The following is a 17423-nucleotide window of genomic DNA, read 5'->3' as shown; positions in this document are numbered from 1 at the left end:
ATTTCAATTAATTAATGTAACAACAAACCAATCATTTGGATTTGCCGAAGAAGTAAGTTTTGTTTTTGTCAAATCAAAGCCTGTCTCTGATTTCGATGCAGTGAAACTGCTGGAAAGCGCATTCAACATGTCCAACAGACTCGGTATTGTATTCAGCACATTGCCTGATGTTCCTACAGGCTCTATATATTTAAAGGTTACAGCTCCGTCTGACAGTTCCATAGAGAACTTATAATTAAGCGTGGCAGATGTACCACGGTTTGTACGATAACTAACCCTGCACACCAGTCCGTTGTTTACATCATTCAAAATCTGTACATTTGAAAGAGTATAGTTAAGCTTTCTGAAACCTTGATATACATTTTCATAAACGTCTTTCATCTGTCCCGCACTTTCGCTCTGCCTGTCCCACTGTATCTTGTGCTTATCTGTGATATATGAATAAACAAAGGCATTGGCATCCGGTCCGGCAATTGTGAAGTCATTATTTTCCAAGCCGTGGAACACATCATCTTCCTCATTATATGCAAACTCCTGTGCTGTTGAGCCGTCTTCAAGCTCTATTGCGTCACGGAAACGCAGGCGGAACTCGCCGTTGTGGACAAACGTCAGGAACGGACGGATTACGGCATCGGCAACTTCGTCGCCGCCTACAGGCCATGTGGTGATAAGACCCGTGCCGGCATCCTTTACGTTCATAGCCGTCTCGCCGAGTGTCATTACAAGGTTGTTTGGTGCCGACGGGTTGAAATACTTGCCGTTGAGGGCATCAAGATTGCTGTAATATGAAGCAAAATCGGTGTCGGCATCGAGGCGCGACATACGCACGTATGTTCCGCGCTTCTTGCCTTTCAACATTATATATTCAGGATTTTCGGGCACATCGAGCATCATGAACTCATAGTCACCCTCAAGCCCCTTACCCTTGTCCGTATCGAGCACGCCGCTCTCTTCAGGCTGGGCAAACGGGTGTATGCAGTTGTTGTAAGTACTGAACGAGAGCACCGGACCGAGGTCGGTTATCACATCCCATGCCGAACGGTCACTTATGAACCTGTTTCCTGACACGATGTTCTTCATTCCCATATTCACCGATCCGTCTTTATTGAAGTCGGCAAGCAGCAGATAGCCCTGCACCTGATATTGGTTGTCTACAGTTGGATCGAAGTCTTCAATGATTGTGGGATAGTATTCTATAGCCCATCCGCCCTCCGAAGAAGCCAGACGTTCTGAATAAAGCTCACTCACCTCATTGAGGATTTCGGCAGCCGACTTGTCAAAAATATCGTCTTCCTCGTGTGTACATGAGGAAAATGTCAGCGCGGAAGCGACAAGCAGTGAGAAATAAAATATCTTTTTCATTCTTGATATAGTCTTTTAGATGTTATTGCTGTAATGCTTTATACTGGTTGACCTCATCGAGCAGCTCGTCAATGAACATGCGCGTAGGATCGCTTTCTGAAGGTGAGGTAAAACGGTTCACGTAGTTCCCCTTTGCATCGAACACAAAATTTCCGTCCGCATCAGTAAGGAACTGGCGGCGCTGCACCTCCATACGCAGTTCTTCAAGGTCTACATTGAAGTTCTCTTTAAGCCACTTACGCGCCATTTCCAGCTTCTGCAATATGATGGCACGTCCGTCCACGCCATCCTCAAAGCGGAATATCGGCTTCTGGTTTTCATCGAGCACGGCAGAACCGTCTGCATTGCGCTGTATCAGCTTGCGCTGTATCTTCCATGTGGCAATCTCTCCATTCTCCCTTGAACCAACTTCAGGGCTTCCTCCAACGGTACGTATGATGTAGTAGCCCAGTGTATCACGGTCAGCCCCGCGCGCTATTGCCGCGTCAAAAGCCTTTGCGTTATAGTCCAGTTCTTCCCAGTCGTAATGCGCAGACTCAAGCGTGGCATCCCAGCTTTTCATGTCCATCGTCACATACTTTGCAATGATTTCCACCCAGTCCTCGCGCGACTGAGACGAAGCATAGGGAGAAATGAAGCCCTTTGTCACTGCAAGCGAGTCGGCAGTATTGTTCCAGTCGATAGGGTTGTAAAGCGACTTGGATATGGCATCGAAAGCTGTCGGTGTTATCACATTCTGCTGGAGGATGTGCGAGAACTCATGGTGCATGGTGCCGAAGAAGTACTCGTTCATGTACTCTATGTTGTTTACGTCAAGGAAGTTGCCGCGTATCAGCGTAACCTTCACGCCACCCTCGGCAACACCAAGTGTCTCAGTGCCCGATGTCGGGTTGAAGCTGTGAGAGCCAACAAGATGTATTATGCGCGGACTATACTGCTTGAGAAATTCTTCTCCGGTAATCTTCTTATATACATCGAACCACAGATACTTTGAAAGAACAGCCAAGACGGTGGCATTCTCATAGTTGATGGGCACAAGGTTCTTGTCAAGGTCGGAACCGATGTCTTCCATCTTGTATATGTACTTGAGGTTGTACGGCTCGAGGAAGTTCTTCTTCAGGAACGTATCCAGCGGGAATGTATACGAAGCCTTGTCAAGCGAATACTCGGTAGTATCGAATATAGATGCCGTAAAATCATCATCGGTGCATGCCGTGAATGCAACTGCATTCACGGTGATAAGCACCCCTGCTAATATTTTTACTATAGATCTCATATATCTTCTTGTTTATTTTTTAGTTACTATAGACCTTCTTCTCCGTACTCATTTTCAGTTCGGAGTTGTCCGGTTGCTTCTCCAACTTGGTATATGAAGATTCCAATCCTGCAGAAAGGGCTTCTTGCGGAACCTCTATGGCACGGCGTGGATCATTCCATACAAGTTTGTTTTCCTCGTTGTTCGGACCTATAAAGTGAGAGTATTCAATGCCGTAGCGCTTCAAATCAAAGAAGCGTGTACCCTCCATCACTGTCTCAAAACGGCGCAGGTCGTTGACTGCATTCATATATATCACCACATCCTGAGGAACAACAAAGCTGCCGCTCATGTTCTGTGTGAAGTTCCAGTCGGCAAAACAGTTGGGGTTCTTCACATCTTTATAATGCTTCTCTATAATGTCGCGGGTAAGCGGATTAAGAGTGTTGTTTGCCGTATACGTAGCCTTGTCGGCAGCTGCAAACGACTGGCGGCTGTTGTCATACGCAATGATATCTGCTATTGCGCCGTCTATGTCACGGTTGGTCTTGGACAGGAGCTTGGCTTCAGCACGGTCGAGCAACAGTGATGTTGCGGTAAACTCGCGGCGTATAATGTGTGCGTAGCCAATTCCGGCAACCTTGTCGGTATACTCAAACGACTCGCCCACTTTCATCGGGAAATATCCGTAGTCGGAGTTGCCTGAATAGAACAGGAAGCCCGACGCGTAGCAATACGGATTGACATACCATAGCCACCATGTGTAGCCCGAGCCCATTGCCGTATGATAGACAGTCTCGTCAAGCGCCTTGCCGTTCCATGCGTAACGATAACCGCGCAAATGGCGCTGGAATGTCGACATTGTAGATATCAGCATAAGATTGTTATTATCTTCCGGATCAATCCACTTGTTCACATAGTCTGTTGATGTTACGCACGACTCGAAAACAGAGAGCTTCATAAGTTTGTCGGGCAATATCGACGGGTCGGTGCCAAGCACGGCATTGGCATGCTCTATAACCTTGTCATATTCGCGCTTGTAAAGGTAGAAGCGCGCTGCAAAGGCATGTGCGGCATTCACATTGAAGTGGTATTTGGGCATCTCATAGTTGTTGTCATTAATGTCCTTAAGTCCCTCTTCAAGGTCTGCCTGTATCTTTTCATACACATCGGCAACGTTACCGCGGTCGTATGTAACATGCACCTTGTCCTCCGGTTTTGTTACATACGGCACGCCGATATCATACTTGCTCGCCTCAGCATCTTTGTATGCCTGAGAGAAAACGTTTACAAGTATGAAGTGACTGTAGGCACGTATGAGAAGTGCTTCGGCACGCGCCGACTTCAGTTTGTCGGACATTACGCCACCGTTCTTTGCCACAATCTCGTCAATAGCCTGCAATGTAAGATTTGCAGTGGCTATCGATTCGTAAAAACCGCCCCATACATACGATGGAGAATCTTGCTGGTTTCCCGACTTGGCAGGCTCAAATGCAAATATCTCATCGTCTATACGCGAGTAGCTCGGACGGTTATAATAGAACGTGCCGCCCTTTTTATCAGGACCGGCTTCCTGATGAGGGGCATTGTTGTCTATAATGTTATCAGAAGAAAACTCTGTAAGAAGTGCATAGTTTGCCGTAGGATATGCACTCACAAGCAACTTGGTTACCTTGTCTTCGGTGTCTATGTCGACACGCTGGTCAGGCTCCGTGTCAAGGAAGTCAGAACATGACGAAAGGGCAAATGCAGCCAAGAACAGCGACAAAGCTATATATTTATATGATTTCATATCTTCTTTTATAATATGGTTAGTTATGTTAAAGTCCCAGACGCAATGTAAACGTAAACTGCTTGGGCAGCGGCGTGGCAACACCTCCGGCGTTGACAAACTCCGGATCCTGTCCGTTCAGCTTGTCGTCAGCATAAAGCAGGAACAGGTTTGTGGCGTCGAGCTTGAGCGATGCCGTGGTGAGTCCGAGCTTCTGCAGGAATGTATGAGATATGTCGTATGTAAGCGACACGTCCTTCAGACGGATGAAGCCGCCGTCGGCAACACGCGCTGTAGAATAGTTGTACGCGTTGTATGCGTAAGAAAGATACGGGTCGTTCTTATACTGGCGCACGCTGGCAATAGCCGGGATGTTCGTATAGTTCTCGTGTCCTGATATCACGAAGCGGTTCTTGAACTCCTTCGGCATAGCCGACATGTCCGAATAAGCCGATGCGAAAACGGGGTCGAGACGCACCTTGTTGCCGAAGGCGTAAGTGATGAACACGTTCAGACGCCAGTTCTTGTACGTAAACATGTTGTTCAGACCGCCGGTGATTGTAGGCTCCGTAGGACCTTCATACTTCAGGAAGTCAATCTTTTCGTACTCCTGGAAGTTGATGTCAGATGTCGTAACCTCGCCGTCCTCATTAATGATAAGCGGCAGACCCTCATCGTTGAGACCTACGAAAGGTATTGAGAACAACGCCGACACCGGATATCCCTGACGGAAGTGACCTGCCGAGCTGGCACTTGTTCCCGACACAAGGCTTATCACGTTTGAGTGGGAATTGAGGTCGGTAATCTCGTTCTTGGCGTATGCAAACGTAAGGTCGGATGTCCAGTTGAAGTCCTTCGTCTGTATGTTGCGCGTAGAGAGCGTAAGCTCCACACCGTTAGACTTCATCGTTGCCACGTTGGCATATTTCGTCAGCGCACCTCCGCCACCCTGTGTCTGGGTAATACCGATAAGGTCGTAGTTGTTGCGCCAGTATATGTCGAAGTTGAGATTGATGCGGTTCTTCAGGAAACCTGCGTCAAAGCCGAGGTTCAGCTCGTGCTTCTTCTCGTATGTAAGCTCGGTGTTGGCAATGTCCGACAGATATATCATCTGCTCCACCTGGCTTCCCTGCGGGCGCCATACGTTCTGGCTGTAGAACACGGGGCGCGCATTTGTAACCCACGACGGACCGCGATCGGCTGTCAGCGAGTATGATATACGTGCTGCAAGGTGCGATACAACGCTGTTTGTCTTCTCCATCCACTTCTTGAAGAACTCCTCTTCGTGGGCGTTCCACAGTCCCGACACGTTCCATGTCGGCAGCCAGCGCGCGTTGCGGCTCTTGCCCAGTTTGTTCGTTCCCTCATAGCGTCCGGTGGCGTTAACGGAGTAACGTCCCTTGTAAGAGTACGACAGGTTGGCAAAATAAGCAATGTTGCGGTAGAACGACTTGCTGAAGCTGTTAAGCTCGGTACCCTGCTCCTTCGCCATCTTATAGAACTCGGGAACAATGTTTATGACATCGTTGTTGTCATAGTCACGACCATAAACCGATGCGAAAACAACCTCCTTGTCGGTCTTGTTGACCTCCATACCGCCGAAGGCGTTGAAGATATGCGTATCGTTCCACACCTTATTATATTGTACGGTGCCACGGAAGTCGAGCTGCGAAACGGTATAGTCGTTTCTTGTATATATACCACCAGTCGGCATCACACTCATCGGCAGGGAGTTTGGTTTGTCCGGATCCTTGTACAGATACGGGTTGCTGTTCATCACGTTGGGGTTGTCAACACCGGCGCGGTAAGCCTCAGCCATGTTCGACGAGTTCTTTATAAAGTGCTCGTTCGTGCTCTTCTGCGTACGGTATGCACCGAGCAGGCGCACCTCAAGACCCATGAACGGCTTCCATGCCAGCTCGCCCTGGAACTTCATGTCCATCACCGACAAGCCGATATAGTTGTTCTCAAGCTCGCGGAAGATGTTGAACGGGGCATAATTGCGCGTGTATGTCTCATCAGGGTCGAGCGTACGCGACGTGTTCATCGCATAGCTGTAGGGGTTGATGTCGAAAGAGCGGCTCACCGAACCGTCAACCGTGTTGGTAGACTGGCTCAAAGTTCCCGGCGCTCTCTGCTTGCGGTAAGAACCGTTGGTAAGAATCATCGCCGTAACGTGCTTTGAGAGGTTATACGATGCGTTCATGTTTGCCGTATAACGCTCCACCTTGCTCTGCTCAGACCACCCCGGGTCGTTCATTGCCGAGATAGAGGCATAGAGGCTTGCCTTGTCCGAACCGGTAGAGATGCTTACCGAGTGGTTCTGCACGATGTTGTCGTTGAAAAGCAGGTCGAACCAGTCTGTGTTGCGGAACTCCGCCTCCTGAAGGTATGCGTTCATCGCTGCCGTGGTGTTGGGCAGTCCGAACTGACCGTTCGTCTTGTCATACTGAGCCATGAGAGAGTACATCTTTCCGTACAGACCCGATGAGCTTCCGTTGGCAAGAGCAGAGAACTCAAGCCATCCCTTTGCAGCCATTTCCTTGTATATACCCATCTGCTCCTGCGAGTTGCTGACGTTATAGTCGTTGTACGAAGGCTTCAGACGATAGGTGAACTCACCGGTATAGTTTACCGAACTGCGTCCCGCCTTGCCTCGCTTGGTGGTGATTACAACCACGCCAGCCATGGCTCGCGCACCGTAGATAGACGTCGCCGAACCGTCCTTGAGGACTTGGAAACTCTCTATATCGTCGGCGCTCAAGCCGGAAATTGCATTTGAAATAAGCGTCACGGCGTCACCTGACGACAAGTCGTCGGCACTGACATCGACAGCGTCTTCCTGTATAACGCCGTCAATAACCCACAATGGTTTTGAGTTACCGTATATAGATGTGGCACCGCGCACACGTATCTTCGGCGCCGTACCGAATGTTCCCGACACGTTCTGCACGCTTACACCCGACACACGACCTTCGAGAGCACGACTCACGTCGGCAACTCCGTCGAGCTTGGCTTTCTCTGCATCAATCTTCGTCGTCGCACCGGTGAACAGTCGCTTGTCCATCTTCTGCATACCGGTGACCACGACCTCGTCGATGACGTGAGAGTCGTTCTTAAGCGTTATCCTCATGTTTGCGGCACCCTTCAGCGTCACCGTCTCCATGCCCACGTAGCTCACCGTGATGTAGGAGCCCGCCTTCGGGGCATTGAGGCGGAAATGGCCGTCGACGTCGGACACCACGCCTGTCTTCGTACCCTTGAGCATGACGGACGCGCCGATCACGGGCTCGCCGTCGTCCTGGGACACTATGACACCTGAAATCTCAGTCTGCGCCATGGCAAGCCCTACGAACAGAACGAGCATGGACGCGATCATAGTAAGTCTTTTCTTCATAAAATCTCTCTCTAATTAAATAAATAAATTATACTTTTGTTACAAATTGCAAAATTAAGGACATTTTTTATCAAAACCAAAATAAACATACAAAAAACGTTTATTTAACCTAATATTTTAACAAACATCGCAATTAAAAAGGGTATGTAACGTACATTATGAAAGTTTAAAGGCTTTATTTCTTTCATTTTTATCACTTGGCGGGAAACGTCATACTGCATATAAGATGTATAAAAATAGATTTTTCGGAGTGTGAAAGAATATTTATTCTATTATATGCTATATATAATAAGGTGTAAAAGGAACGTATTATAAAACCCGCAGAAGTTCTTTTATAAAATAACGTGAGTTCGATGAATATCACAAACCACCCTGGAGGGTGTGTCAAAATTTCTCATGCAGCGCCAAGTAGGGACATATTCTTGTATTTGTCCGTTCGTAACATCCTGATATTCAATGGCTGTTTGGCGGACAAATACAAGAATATGTCCCTACAGGTTGGAAGAGTTGAGTTTTGACACACACTCCAGGGGTGGTTTGTAATATGACAAGAAAGATAAATTTGTCGAACTAACGTTATATATAATATCATCCCAACAGCTCTTCCGCCGCCTTTTCAAGCTCCCGATACCACTCCTCGCCGAAGCGGCGGATGAGCGGCTGGCGCAGGAACTTGTACACCGGAAGGTCCAGTTCGGCACCCTTCCGGCGTGCACACTCGCATATTTTCCACCGGTTGTAGTTCAGTCCCACGGTACCGTCCCTGAACGTTTTTTCGCGTATAGGGTATAGCGAGCAGCTCATGGGCTTGCAGAACGAGGTCCTGCCGTTGCGCCATGCACGTTCGAGGGCACAGAGGCAACAGCCGTTTTCGTAACATGTGAAGACGCAGTCCTTGCCGTTCACGATGCTCGTGACAAGGTCGCCCTCCTCGTCGGTGTATGCCACGCCCTGCCTGTCTATCACCGCCTGCGCCCCGGCAGACAGCTCGTTCCACACCGTGTCGAGAGCATCCTCAATTCCGGCAATCTCGTCGGGCGTCACCGGCGCACCTGCATCGCCCTCTATGCAGCATGCTCCCTTGCAAACGTCGAGGTCGCAGCAGAAACGCTCGGTAAACAGTTCGGGCGACACGAGTACGTTGCCTATCTGTATTATGGGAAGATATTTGTTTTTATCTGTCATGTCTTGAAACAATGATAATTTGCATTCCGTCTACCAATCTATAGGTTCTATGCCGTTGTCCTGCAAGTATTTGTTGCACTTTGAGAAGTGTCTGTTTCCGAAAAATCCCCTGTGCGCCGACAGCGGCGACGGATGTACGGACCTAAGTATGAGATGCTTGGAGGCATCGATGAGTTGCGCCTTGCTCTGTGCATAGCTGCCCCAGAGTATGAACACGATGTGCTCGCGCCCTGCAGAGAGGGCACGTATAGCCGCATCGGTAAACTCCTCCCAGCCGCGGCGCTGGTGACTGCCCGCCTGATGTGCCCTCACGGTGAGCGTGGCGTTGAGCAGCAGCACGCCCTGCTCTGCCCATCTCACAAGGCTTCCGCTCTGCGGCACGGGCTTTCCGAGGTCGCTGCTTATCTCGCTGAAGATATTTACGAGCGACGGCGGGAACCTTACTCCGTCATTCACCGAGAAGCAAAGTCCGTGTGCCTGTCCCGGCTCATGATAAGGGTCCTGACCGATAATCACCGCCTTTACCTTGTCGAACGGGCACAGGTTGAAGGCATTGAAGATAAGTTTCCCGGGAGGGTAACACGTGCCGGCGGTATATTCCGAGCGTACAAAAGCCGTAAGGGCTGCAAAGTAGGGCTTGTCAAACTCTGCGGCAAGCTGCGTGTGCCACGACGGCTCAATCCTGACATTCATGGTCTGAAGTGTTTATATGAAACGTCCAAACATCAGAAACAGTGACAAAAAACGCGAGTCCATGCTGACCGATTACACCGCGGTCTTCGCCCCGTTACCGATGTGATAAAGTGCAAAAATACTAAAAACGCCACTTTCTGCCAAATATATTTGGCGATAAGAAAAGACTTACTTATTTTTGTAAGAAAAAGAAAGGAGACATGAAAATGGACGATACGATAACATTACGGCAGTCTGTCATGCAGGATGTGGTATCCCTTATGGACGACAACGATGCCATGATGAAGCTCAAGAAGTATCTGCGCAAGCTCATAAGCGAGAGCGAAAAGGAAATGAGCAAGGCGGAGAAAGAAGAGGTTTTAGACAGTATAAGGCAGGGACTTGTCGAGGTGAGAGAAGCCAGGAGAAACGGTATTAAGTTACAAACTGCAAGGGACTTCCTGAATGAGATACGAGGTTGAGGCGGGCAAACAGTTCAAGAAAGATTTCAAGAGATTATATAAGAAGTACCGCAATATAAGCAATGACCTTGAAATCCTTATCGAAGATTTGGAGAATAATCCCTATATCGGCGTAGACCTCGGCAACAACGTGCGCAAGATACGCATGGCGATAAGCGACAAGGGCAGGGGCAAGAGCCACGGCGCGCGCGTCATCACCTACACTATCGAGCTTGACGAAGAAAGCGGAACGGTGACTTTGCTTGCCATTTACGACAAGAAAGACCGCGACACTATCACCGAAAAAGAAATTAAGGAACTCATAGATACATTATAAAAAGGTATAAGAAAGCCTCAGGGAGGTGTGCAGAAATGTTGATATATCATATTTCTGCACACCTCCCTGAGGCTTTTTATATTTAGTCGCAAATCAGGTTCTCGCCCGTCATGTCCGCCGGTTTCTCCAGTCCCATGATGTGCAATATCGACGGAGCCACGTCTGCAAGGCGTCCGTCCTTCACCGTTGCGCTGTTGTTGTCGGTAACGTAGATAAACGGAACGGGGTTCAGCGAGTGTGCCGTGTTCGGCGTTCCATCGGCATTGATGGCGTTGTCGGCGTTGCCGTGGTCGGCAATTATTATCGCCTCATAGCCGTTAGCCTTTGCCGCCTCGATAACCTCTCGCACACAGTTGTCAACGGCATGCACCGCCTTTGCTATGGCGTTGTACACTCCCGTGTGTCCCACCATGTCGCCGTTGGCAAAGTTTACCACGATGAAATCATATTCCTGAGTGTTTATCGCACCCACCAGCTTGTCCTTCACCTCATATGCGCTCATCTCGGGCTTGAGGTCGTATGTCGCAACCTTCGGCGAAGGCACCAATATGCGGTCCTCGTTCTCATACGGCTTCTCGCGTCCTCCGTTGAAGAAGAATGTCACGTGGGCATACTTCTCGGTCTCGGCTGTGTGCAGCTGTTTCTTTCCCTGCCTGCTCAGATATTCGCCCAGGGTGTCCATGACGTTCTCTTTCGGGAAGAGGATGTGCACGCCCGTGAACGATGCGTCATACGGCGTCATGCAGAAATATTGCAGTCCCGGAACGGTGTGCATGCCCTGCTCCGGCATGTCCTGCTGCGTGAGCACCTGTGTAAGCTCCTTTGCACGGTCGTTGCGGAAGTTGAAGAATATCACCACGTCGCCCTCCTCAATCTTTCCGTTGACGGAAGAATTGACGATAGGTTTTATGAATTCGTCGGTCACGCCTGCCTCATAGCTCTCTTCCATTGCCCTGACCATGTCGGCGGCTGGCGTTCCCTTGCCCTCCACTAACAGCGAGTAAGCCTCGTGCACGCGGTCCCAGCGCTTGTCGCGGTCCATGGCGTAGAAGCGTCCCACGATGCTTGCAATGTGCGCACCGTTTTCCTTGCACACGCCGTCGAGCTGGCTTATGAAGCCCGCACCGCTCTTCGGGTCGGTGTCGCGCCCGTCCATGAAGCAGTGTACGTATGTCTCTTTAAGCCCGTATTCCTTTGATATCTCGATGAGCTTGAACAGGTGGTCGAGCGACGAGTGCACTCCTCCGTTGCTCGTAAGACCCATCAGATGCAGCTTCTTGCCTGTCTCCTTGGCATATCCGTAAGCCTTCTTTATCTCCGGGTTGTCAAGTATCGAGCCGTCCTTGCAGGCACGGTTTATCTTCACGAGGTCCTGATACACTATGCGTCCGGCACCGATGTTGAGGTGACCCACCTCCGAGTTGCCCATCTGTCCGTCGGGAAGACCGACGTCCTCGCCCGACGCGCTGAGGTGAGAATGCGCCGAAACGGCGTTGAGATAGTCAAGATAAGGTGTGGGAGTGTTGAATATCACGTCGCCGGCACCATGTTTTCCGATACCCCATCCGTCGAGTATCATCAATAAAGCTTTCTTTGCCATAATCGTTATAGTTGTTAAAGTTATTATTGTCACATCTGCCCCTGATCCCTCCGGGGCACCATAAAGCTGTATGGGTGTTGCAAAGTTCTGTTCTTTTAGTGGGATGATTTCATGTCTTGCAACACCCTCGGCATGCAAAATTAATAAGATTTGCACGAAGTACAAAATATATCTTACGGTTTGTACGCACCGCTGTTCTTTTGCGGCATGCAACCTTCCGCCTTCCAAAAGACCGTCTTTCAGCTTCCAATATGCCGTCTTTTGCATCCTGAAATGCCATCTTTTAGAGCCCCAAAGATATCATCTTGATTATCAAGAGCTTACAAACGGGATTATGTGTCCTATATGGCTTATTAGTCTTATAAGACTCATCAGTCTTATATCACTATCCTCTTTGCTGACGAAAAAACATAAAATTATCCCTAATTTATTTAATTAGAGAGAGATTTTATGAAGAAAAGACTTACTATGATCGCGTCCATGCTCGTTCTGTTCGTAGGGCTTGCCATGGCGCAGACTGAGATTTCAGGTGTCATAGTGTCCCAGGACGACGGCGAGCCCGTGATCGGCGCGTCCGTCATGCTCAAGGGTACGAAGACAGGCGTGGTGTCCGACGTCGACGGGCATTTCCGCCTCAATGCCCCGAAGGCGGGCTCCTACATCACGGTGAGCTACGTGGGCATGGAGACGGTGACGCTGAAGGGTGCCGCAAACATGAGGATAACGCTGAAGAACGACTCTCACGTCATAGACGAGGTCGTGGTCACCGGTATGCAGAAGATGGACAAGCGACTGTTCACCGGAGCGACGACGAAGGTGGACGCGAGCAAGGCTAAGCTCGACGGAGTTGCCGATGTGAGCCGTGCCTTGGAGGGCCGTGCAGCCGGTGTCTCGGTGCAGAACGTGTCGGGAACATTCGGTACGGCACCGAAGATACGTGTGCGCGGTGCAACGTCTATATATGGTTCGTCCAAGCCTTTGTGGGTTGTAGACGGCGTAATCATGGAGGATGTGACGGAGGTGGATGCCGACGCCCTTTCATCGGGTGACGCGGCAACGCTTATTTCAAGTGCCATCGCTGGTCTTAACGCCGACGACATAGAGAGCTTCCAGATATTGAAGGACGGTTCGGCAACGTCTATCTACGGTGCGCGCGCCATGTCGGGCGTCATCGTCGTTACCACCAAGCGCGGTAAGGCGGGAGCAACGAAGATAAGCTATACGGGCGAATACACCATGCGCCTCAAGCCGAGCTACAGCCAGTTCAACATCATGAACTCGCAGGACCAGATGTCCGTGTACAACGAAATGTACAACAACGGCTTCTTCTCGTTCGAGAACTCATACCGTGCGGCAAGCAGTGGTGTGTTCGGACGCATGTATCACCTCATGCACGACTACGATTCGTCGACCAGCAGCTATGGTCTGCCTAACACGATAGAGGCTATGGAGGGCTATCTGCGCGAGGCGGAGTACCGCAACACCGACTGGTTTGACGAGCTGTTCAGCAACAACATATCGATGAACCACTCCATAAGCATGTCTTCGGGTACGGAGAAGGCACAGTACTATGCTTCGTTCAGCTACATGAACGACCCGGGATGGTCGCGCAAGAGCAAGGTGGAGCGCTATACATCGAACATCAACGCGATGTACAATCTCAGCCCGAAGGTGTCATTGAACATGATCGGAAACGCCAGCTACCGTAAGCAGGAGGCTCCCGGAACAGCAAATAGAAGTGTTGACGCTGTAACAGGAACTGTGTCGCGCGACTTTGACATCAACCCCTATTCGTATGCGATAAACTCTTCGCGTACGCTCGACCCGAACGCCTACTACATGAGAAACTATGCCGCGTTCAACATCAAGAACGAGCTTGACAACAACTATATGGACCTTGACGTTGTGGACCTGAAGTTCCAGGCAGAGCTTAAATACAAGCCTATAACAAAGGTTGAGCTGTCGGTTTTGGGAGCATACAAGTTCTCTACTACTACACAGGCGCACAGCATCACAGAGCACTCCAACCAGGCACAGGCATTCCGCGCCATGGAAGATGCGACGATACGCGACAACAACCCGTGGCTCTACACCGACCCGGACAATGCGAACTCGCTGCCCGGAACAGTGCTGCCGGTGGGAGGTTTCTACCGTGAGACAAAATACAAGATGAACAGCTGGGACTTCCGCGCCACCGCAAGCTACAACGATGTGTTCAACGACACACACATACTGAACGTCTACGGAGGTCTGGAAGTGAACAACACCGAGCGCAGCCGCTCTTACTTCAACGGCGTGGGCATGCAGTATGACATGGGCATGCTCGGCAGCTACGACTACAAATATTTCAAGCAGGCGAGCGAAGAGAACTCCATCTACTACTCGCTGAACAACGGCTACAGCCGCGAAGCTTCTTTCTTCGGCACCGCCACCTATTCTTATAAGGGACGCTACACCGTCAACGGAACAATGCGCTACGAGGGTTCTAACCGTCTGGGCAAGGCAAGGAGCGCACGCTGGCTGCCCACATGGAACATATCAGGTGCATGGAACGCCCACGAGGAGACATGGTTCAACAAGCAGAAGGTATTGTCGCACGCAACACTGAAGGCTTCTTACTCGCTTACGGGCGACAAGCCGGCGGTCACAAACTCGCAGGTCATCATACAGAGCTACAACCCGTGGCGTCCGTTCACGACTGACAAGGAATCGGGTCTGGAGATATACGACCTTGCCAACCCCGACCTTACATATGAGAAGAAACATGAGTTCAACGTCGGCGTGGACCTCGGTTTCCTTGACAACCGCATCAACTTCTCGTTCGACTGGTACACACGCAACAACTACGACCTTATAGGTCCGAAGCGTACATCGGGCGTAAACGGAAGCATCCTGCAGTATGCCAACGTGGCAAGCATGAAGTCTTACGGTGAGGAGTTTACCCTCAGCACGAAGAACATCGTGAAGAAGGACTTTACATGGACAACCGACTTCATCTTCTCACACACCAAGAGCGAGGTTACCGACCTTGACGCACGCAACCGCGTCATCGACCTTATCTCAGGAACAGGCTTCACACAGAAGGGTTATCCCTACCGTGCACTGTTCTCGATAGACTTCCGCGGACTTAACGAAAACGGTCTGCCTACATTCATAAACGAGAAAGGAGAACTGACCGTAAGCGACCATAACTTCCAGTCGTATGTAACCGACCACCTTATTTACGAAGGTCCTACAGACCCCACCATCACGGGTTCTTTAGGCAACGTGTTCACATACAAGGGATGGCATCTTAACATCTTCATGACCTACTCGTTCGGAAACGTGGTTCGTCTTGACCCGACTTTCGCATCGTCTTACTCTGACCTGACGGCTATGCCCAAGGAATTTATCAACCGCTGGGTTGTGCCGGGCGATGAGAAATATACTACGATACCGGCTATCGCAGACCTCAGACAGTTGCAGACGGACAGGTATCTGAACCGCGCCTACAACGCATACAACATGTCTTCAGAACGTACTGCAAAGGGAGACTTCATCCGAATGAAGGAAATATCACTCGCATACGACTTCCCGAAGTCATGGGTAGGACACATCGGACTGAGCAATGCCAGCGTGAAGCTTCAGGCTACAAACCTGTTCCTGATATATGCTGACAAGAAACTCAACGGACAAGACCCGGAATTCTTCAACTCTGGAGGTGTTGCCGTGCCTATGGCAAGGCAGTTCACGTTCACACTGCGCTTAGGTATTTAATGGAACATACAACAAAACGGAGCATTTAAACATGAAAAAAATCAAATATATAGCACTGTCGGCATGCGCGGCCTTATCGCTGACATCATGCAACGACTTCCTTGACAAGTTGCCAGACGACCGTGCAGAAGTAAACTCAAACGAAAAGATAACCAATCTTCTTGTTTCAGCTTATCCCACTGCATCAAACATCATGATAAACGAAATGAGTACAGACAATGTCAGCGATAATGGCAAACAGTACTCAACAGGGTTGCTTAAAGAAGAGCTCTATCGTTTCAACGATGTAACAAATGAAGGGAACGACTCACCGCGTCAAATCTGGAACGGATACTATTCGGCAATAGCCTCTGCCAACCAGGCAATCGAGGCAATAGAAAGCATGGGCAGCCCTGCATCGCTCAAAGCGCAAATGGCAGAGGCTAAGCTGTGCCGCGCATTCTCGATGTTCCAGCTTGCCACGACATTCTGCATGGCATGGAACCCTGAGAAGGCAGACGAATATCTCGGACTGCCATACCCGAAGAACACCGGAAACAGCGTTAACGACATGCCGCGCGGAACACTCCGCGAGCTTTACGATAATATCAACACCGATATTGAAGCGGCACTGCCCGATGTAAGCGACGACATCTATTCCGTGCCGAAGTACCACTTCAACCTGAAGGCGGCATACGCGTTCGCTACACGGTTCAACCTATACTACATGAACTACGACAGGTGCATACAATATGCCAACATAGTGCTCGGCACCGTGCCTACATCAGTCATGCGTAACTTTGCGCCATACACCACATTCGGACGTGAAGACATAGGCAACCGATACGTAATGACAAGCGAGTCGGCAAACCTTCTGCTCATTCCGGCATATTCAAATGCAGGAAGTACATTAGTAGGTCTTGGCGAACCGCGCTTCGGCCATAATCAGGCAATGGCTTCATACGAGACCTACTGGGTTTCAATGCCATGGGGTTCGGGCAGTAGCAACAACACGCTCTATTATGCAACTATGCTTTATGGATCCAACCAAAGCGTTGCTTTCCCTAAATTGGAAAGATTTGTTGAATGGATAGACAAGGTTCTACAAACTGGATATCTGCACATTGTAGACCCCGTATTCACAGGCGACGAGACACTGTTATGCCGTGCGGAGGCATACGCCCTGAAAGGCGGCGAGGACAATTTGAAGAAGGCAGTGGACGACATGAACGTATGGATAGGCACCCACTGTAAGGAAACAGAAGGACCGACAAAGCGTCCCACGCTCACCGTGGACAACATCTTCAGTTTCATCGACGGTCTTGACGTGGCTCCGGCACTGCCCGACGGCAACCGCGACCGCTCAATGCGCAAGGCTCTCCACCCGCAGGGCTTCACCGTGGCAGAGGGCCGTCAGGAGAACGTAATCGTGTTCCTGCTCCACATGCGCCGCCTCGAAACCATATTCCAGGGCTTGCGCTTCATGGACATCAAACGTTACGGAATTGAGCACAGCCACCTGATCGCAGGCGAAGATGCCGTTACTTTCACGGCAGGCGACCTGAGAGGAGCAATACAGTTGCCGAACGATGTGACAAATGCAGGTCTTGAGGCAAACCCACGTTAAACATCTTTTAAAATGCAAATG

11 protein-coding genes are annotated in these 17423 nt (G+C 50.0%); 4 read left to right on the top strand and 7 right to left on the bottom strand.

Annotated elements, in window-relative coordinates; all coding sequences use genetic code 11:
* Nucleotides 1-3: 3 nt before the first annotated feature.
* From HPS54_RS00630 to ung, 6 genes are all read right to left on the bottom strand, one after another.
* The gene (locus HPS54_RS00630) at nt 4-1362 is read right to left on the bottom strand and encodes a DUF4302 domain-containing protein (protein ID WP_172343563.1); all 1359 of its coding nucleotides are present in this window, start codon (nt 1360-1362) and stop codon (nt 4-6) included.
* A 22-nt stretch (nt 1363-1384) separates the two neighbouring features.
* Nucleotides 1385-2638, bottom strand: a complete 1254-nt coding sequence (locus HPS54_RS00625) for a substrate import-associated zinc metallohydrolase lipoprotein (RefSeq protein WP_172343562.1) — start codon at nt 2636-2638, stop codon at nt 1385-1387.
* A gap of 19 nt (nt 2639-2657) precedes the next feature.
* Nucleotides 2658-4409, bottom strand: a complete 1752-nt coding sequence (locus HPS54_RS00620) for a RagB/SusD family nutrient uptake outer membrane protein (protein ID WP_172343561.1) — start codon at nt 4407-4409, stop codon at nt 2658-2660.
* A gap of 28 nt (nt 4410-4437) precedes the next feature.
* Nucleotides 4438-7785 carry a SusC/RagA family TonB-linked outer membrane protein gene (locus HPS54_RS00615; RefSeq protein WP_172343560.1) on the bottom strand — a complete coding sequence of 1116 codons (3348 nt, stop codon included), beginning with the start codon at nt 7783-7785 and terminating at the stop codon, nt 4438-4440.
* Between the two features lie 588 nt (nt 7786-8373).
* Nucleotides 8374-8970 carry a DUF3109 family protein gene (locus HPS54_RS00610; protein ID WP_172343559.1) on the bottom strand — a complete coding sequence of 199 codons (597 nt, stop codon included), beginning with the start codon at nt 8968-8970 and terminating at the stop codon, nt 8374-8376.
* A 30-nt stretch (nt 8971-9000) separates the two neighbouring features.
* Nucleotides 9001-9663 carry a uracil-DNA glycosylase gene (gene ung, locus HPS54_RS00605; protein WP_172343558.1) on the bottom strand — a complete coding sequence of 221 codons (663 nt, stop codon included), beginning with the start codon at nt 9661-9663 and terminating at the stop codon, nt 9001-9003.
* A gap of 200 nt (nt 9664-9863) precedes the next feature.
* Here ung and HPS54_RS00600 point away from each other — a divergent pair, with 200 nt between their 5' ends.
* Both HPS54_RS00600 and HPS54_RS00595 read left to right on the top strand, forming a co-directional pair.
* Nucleotides 9864-10124, top strand: a complete 261-nt coding sequence (locus tag HPS54_RS00600) for a hypothetical protein (RefSeq protein WP_172343557.1) — start codon at nt 9864-9866, stop codon at nt 10122-10124.
* On the top strand, nt 10108-10440 hold the full coding sequence (locus tag HPS54_RS00595; protein WP_172343556.1) for a type II toxin-antitoxin system RelE/ParE family toxin: 333 nt from the start codon (nt 10108-10110) through the stop codon (nt 10438-10440). Before HPS54_RS00600 ends, HPS54_RS00595 begins: the two co-directional genes overlap by 17 nt.
* Nucleotides 10441-10522: 82 nt before the next feature.
* Here HPS54_RS00595 and gpmI read toward each other — a convergent pair whose 3' ends face one another.
* Nucleotides 10523-12040 (bottom strand): 2,3-bisphosphoglycerate-independent phosphoglycerate mutase, encoded by a 1518-nt coding sequence (gene gpmI, locus HPS54_RS00590; RefSeq protein WP_172343555.1) that lies wholly within the window; start codon nt 12038-12040, stop codon nt 10523-10525.
* 450 nt (nt 12041-12490) lie between these two features.
* Between gpmI and HPS54_RS00585 the strand changes: the two genes are divergently transcribed.
* Nucleotides 12491-15796 (top strand): SusC/RagA family TonB-linked outer membrane protein, encoded by a 3306-nt coding sequence (locus HPS54_RS00585; RefSeq protein ID WP_172343554.1) that lies wholly within the window; start codon nt 12491-12493, stop codon nt 15794-15796.
* Nucleotides 15797-15827: 31 nt separating this feature from the next.
* Nucleotides 15828-17402, top strand: coding sequence for a RagB/SusD family nutrient uptake outer membrane protein (locus tag HPS54_RS00580; protein WP_172343553.1), 1575 nt, complete (start codon nt 15828-15830; stop codon nt 17400-17402).
* Nucleotides 17403-17423: the final 21 nt, after the last annotated feature.

It is taken from the genome of Xylanibacter caecicola (genome assembly GCF_013166515.1).
Taxonomy (GTDB): domain Bacteria; phylum Bacteroidota; class Bacteroidia; order Bacteroidales; family Bacteroidaceae; genus Prevotella; species Prevotella caecicola.
Note: the sequence above shows the minus strand (reverse complement) of the source record. Positions and strands in the feature narration are given on the sequence as shown.

Bases quoted from the DNA above. Each gene is read 5' to 3' on its own strand.
- HPS54_RS00615 (WP_172343560.1), bottom strand. From the start codon at position 7,785: ATGAAGAAAAGACTTACTATGATCGCGTCCATGCTCGTTCTGTTCGTA.
- HPS54_RS00620 (WP_172343561.1), bottom strand. From the start codon at position 4,409: ATGAAATCATATAAATATATAGCTTTGTCGCTGTTCTTGGCTGCATTT.
- gpmI (WP_172343555.1), bottom strand. From the start codon at position 12,040: ATGGCAAAGAAAGCTTTATTGATGATACTCGACGGATGGGGTATCGGA.
- HPS54_RS00625 (WP_172343562.1), bottom strand. From the start codon at position 2,638: ATGAGATCTATAGTAAAAATATTAGCAGGGGTGCTTATCACCGTGAAT.
- ung (WP_172343558.1), bottom strand. From the start codon at position 9,663: ATGAATGTCAGGATTGAGCCGTCGTGGCACACGCAGCTTGCCGCAGAG.
- HPS54_RS00600 (WP_172343557.1), top strand. From the start codon at position 9,864: ATGAAAATGGACGATACGATAACATTACGGCAGTCTGTCATGCAGGAT.
- HPS54_RS00595 (WP_172343556.1), top strand. From the start codon at position 10,108: ATGAGATACGAGGTTGAGGCGGGCAAACAGTTCAAGAAAGATTTCAAG.
- HPS54_RS00585 (WP_172343554.1), top strand. From the start codon at position 12,491: ATGAAGAAAAGACTTACTATGATCGCGTCCATGCTCGTTCTGTTCGTA.
- HPS54_RS00580 (WP_172343553.1), top strand. From the start codon at position 15,828: ATGAAAAAAATCAAATATATAGCACTGTCGGCATGCGCGGCCTTATCG.
- HPS54_RS00610 (WP_172343559.1), bottom strand. From the start codon at position 8,970: ATGACAGATAAAAACAAATATCTTCCCATAATACAGATAGGCAACGTA.
- HPS54_RS00630 (WP_172343563.1), bottom strand. From the start codon at position 1,362: ATGAAAAAGATATTTTATTTCTCACTGCTTGTCGCTTCCGCGCTGACA.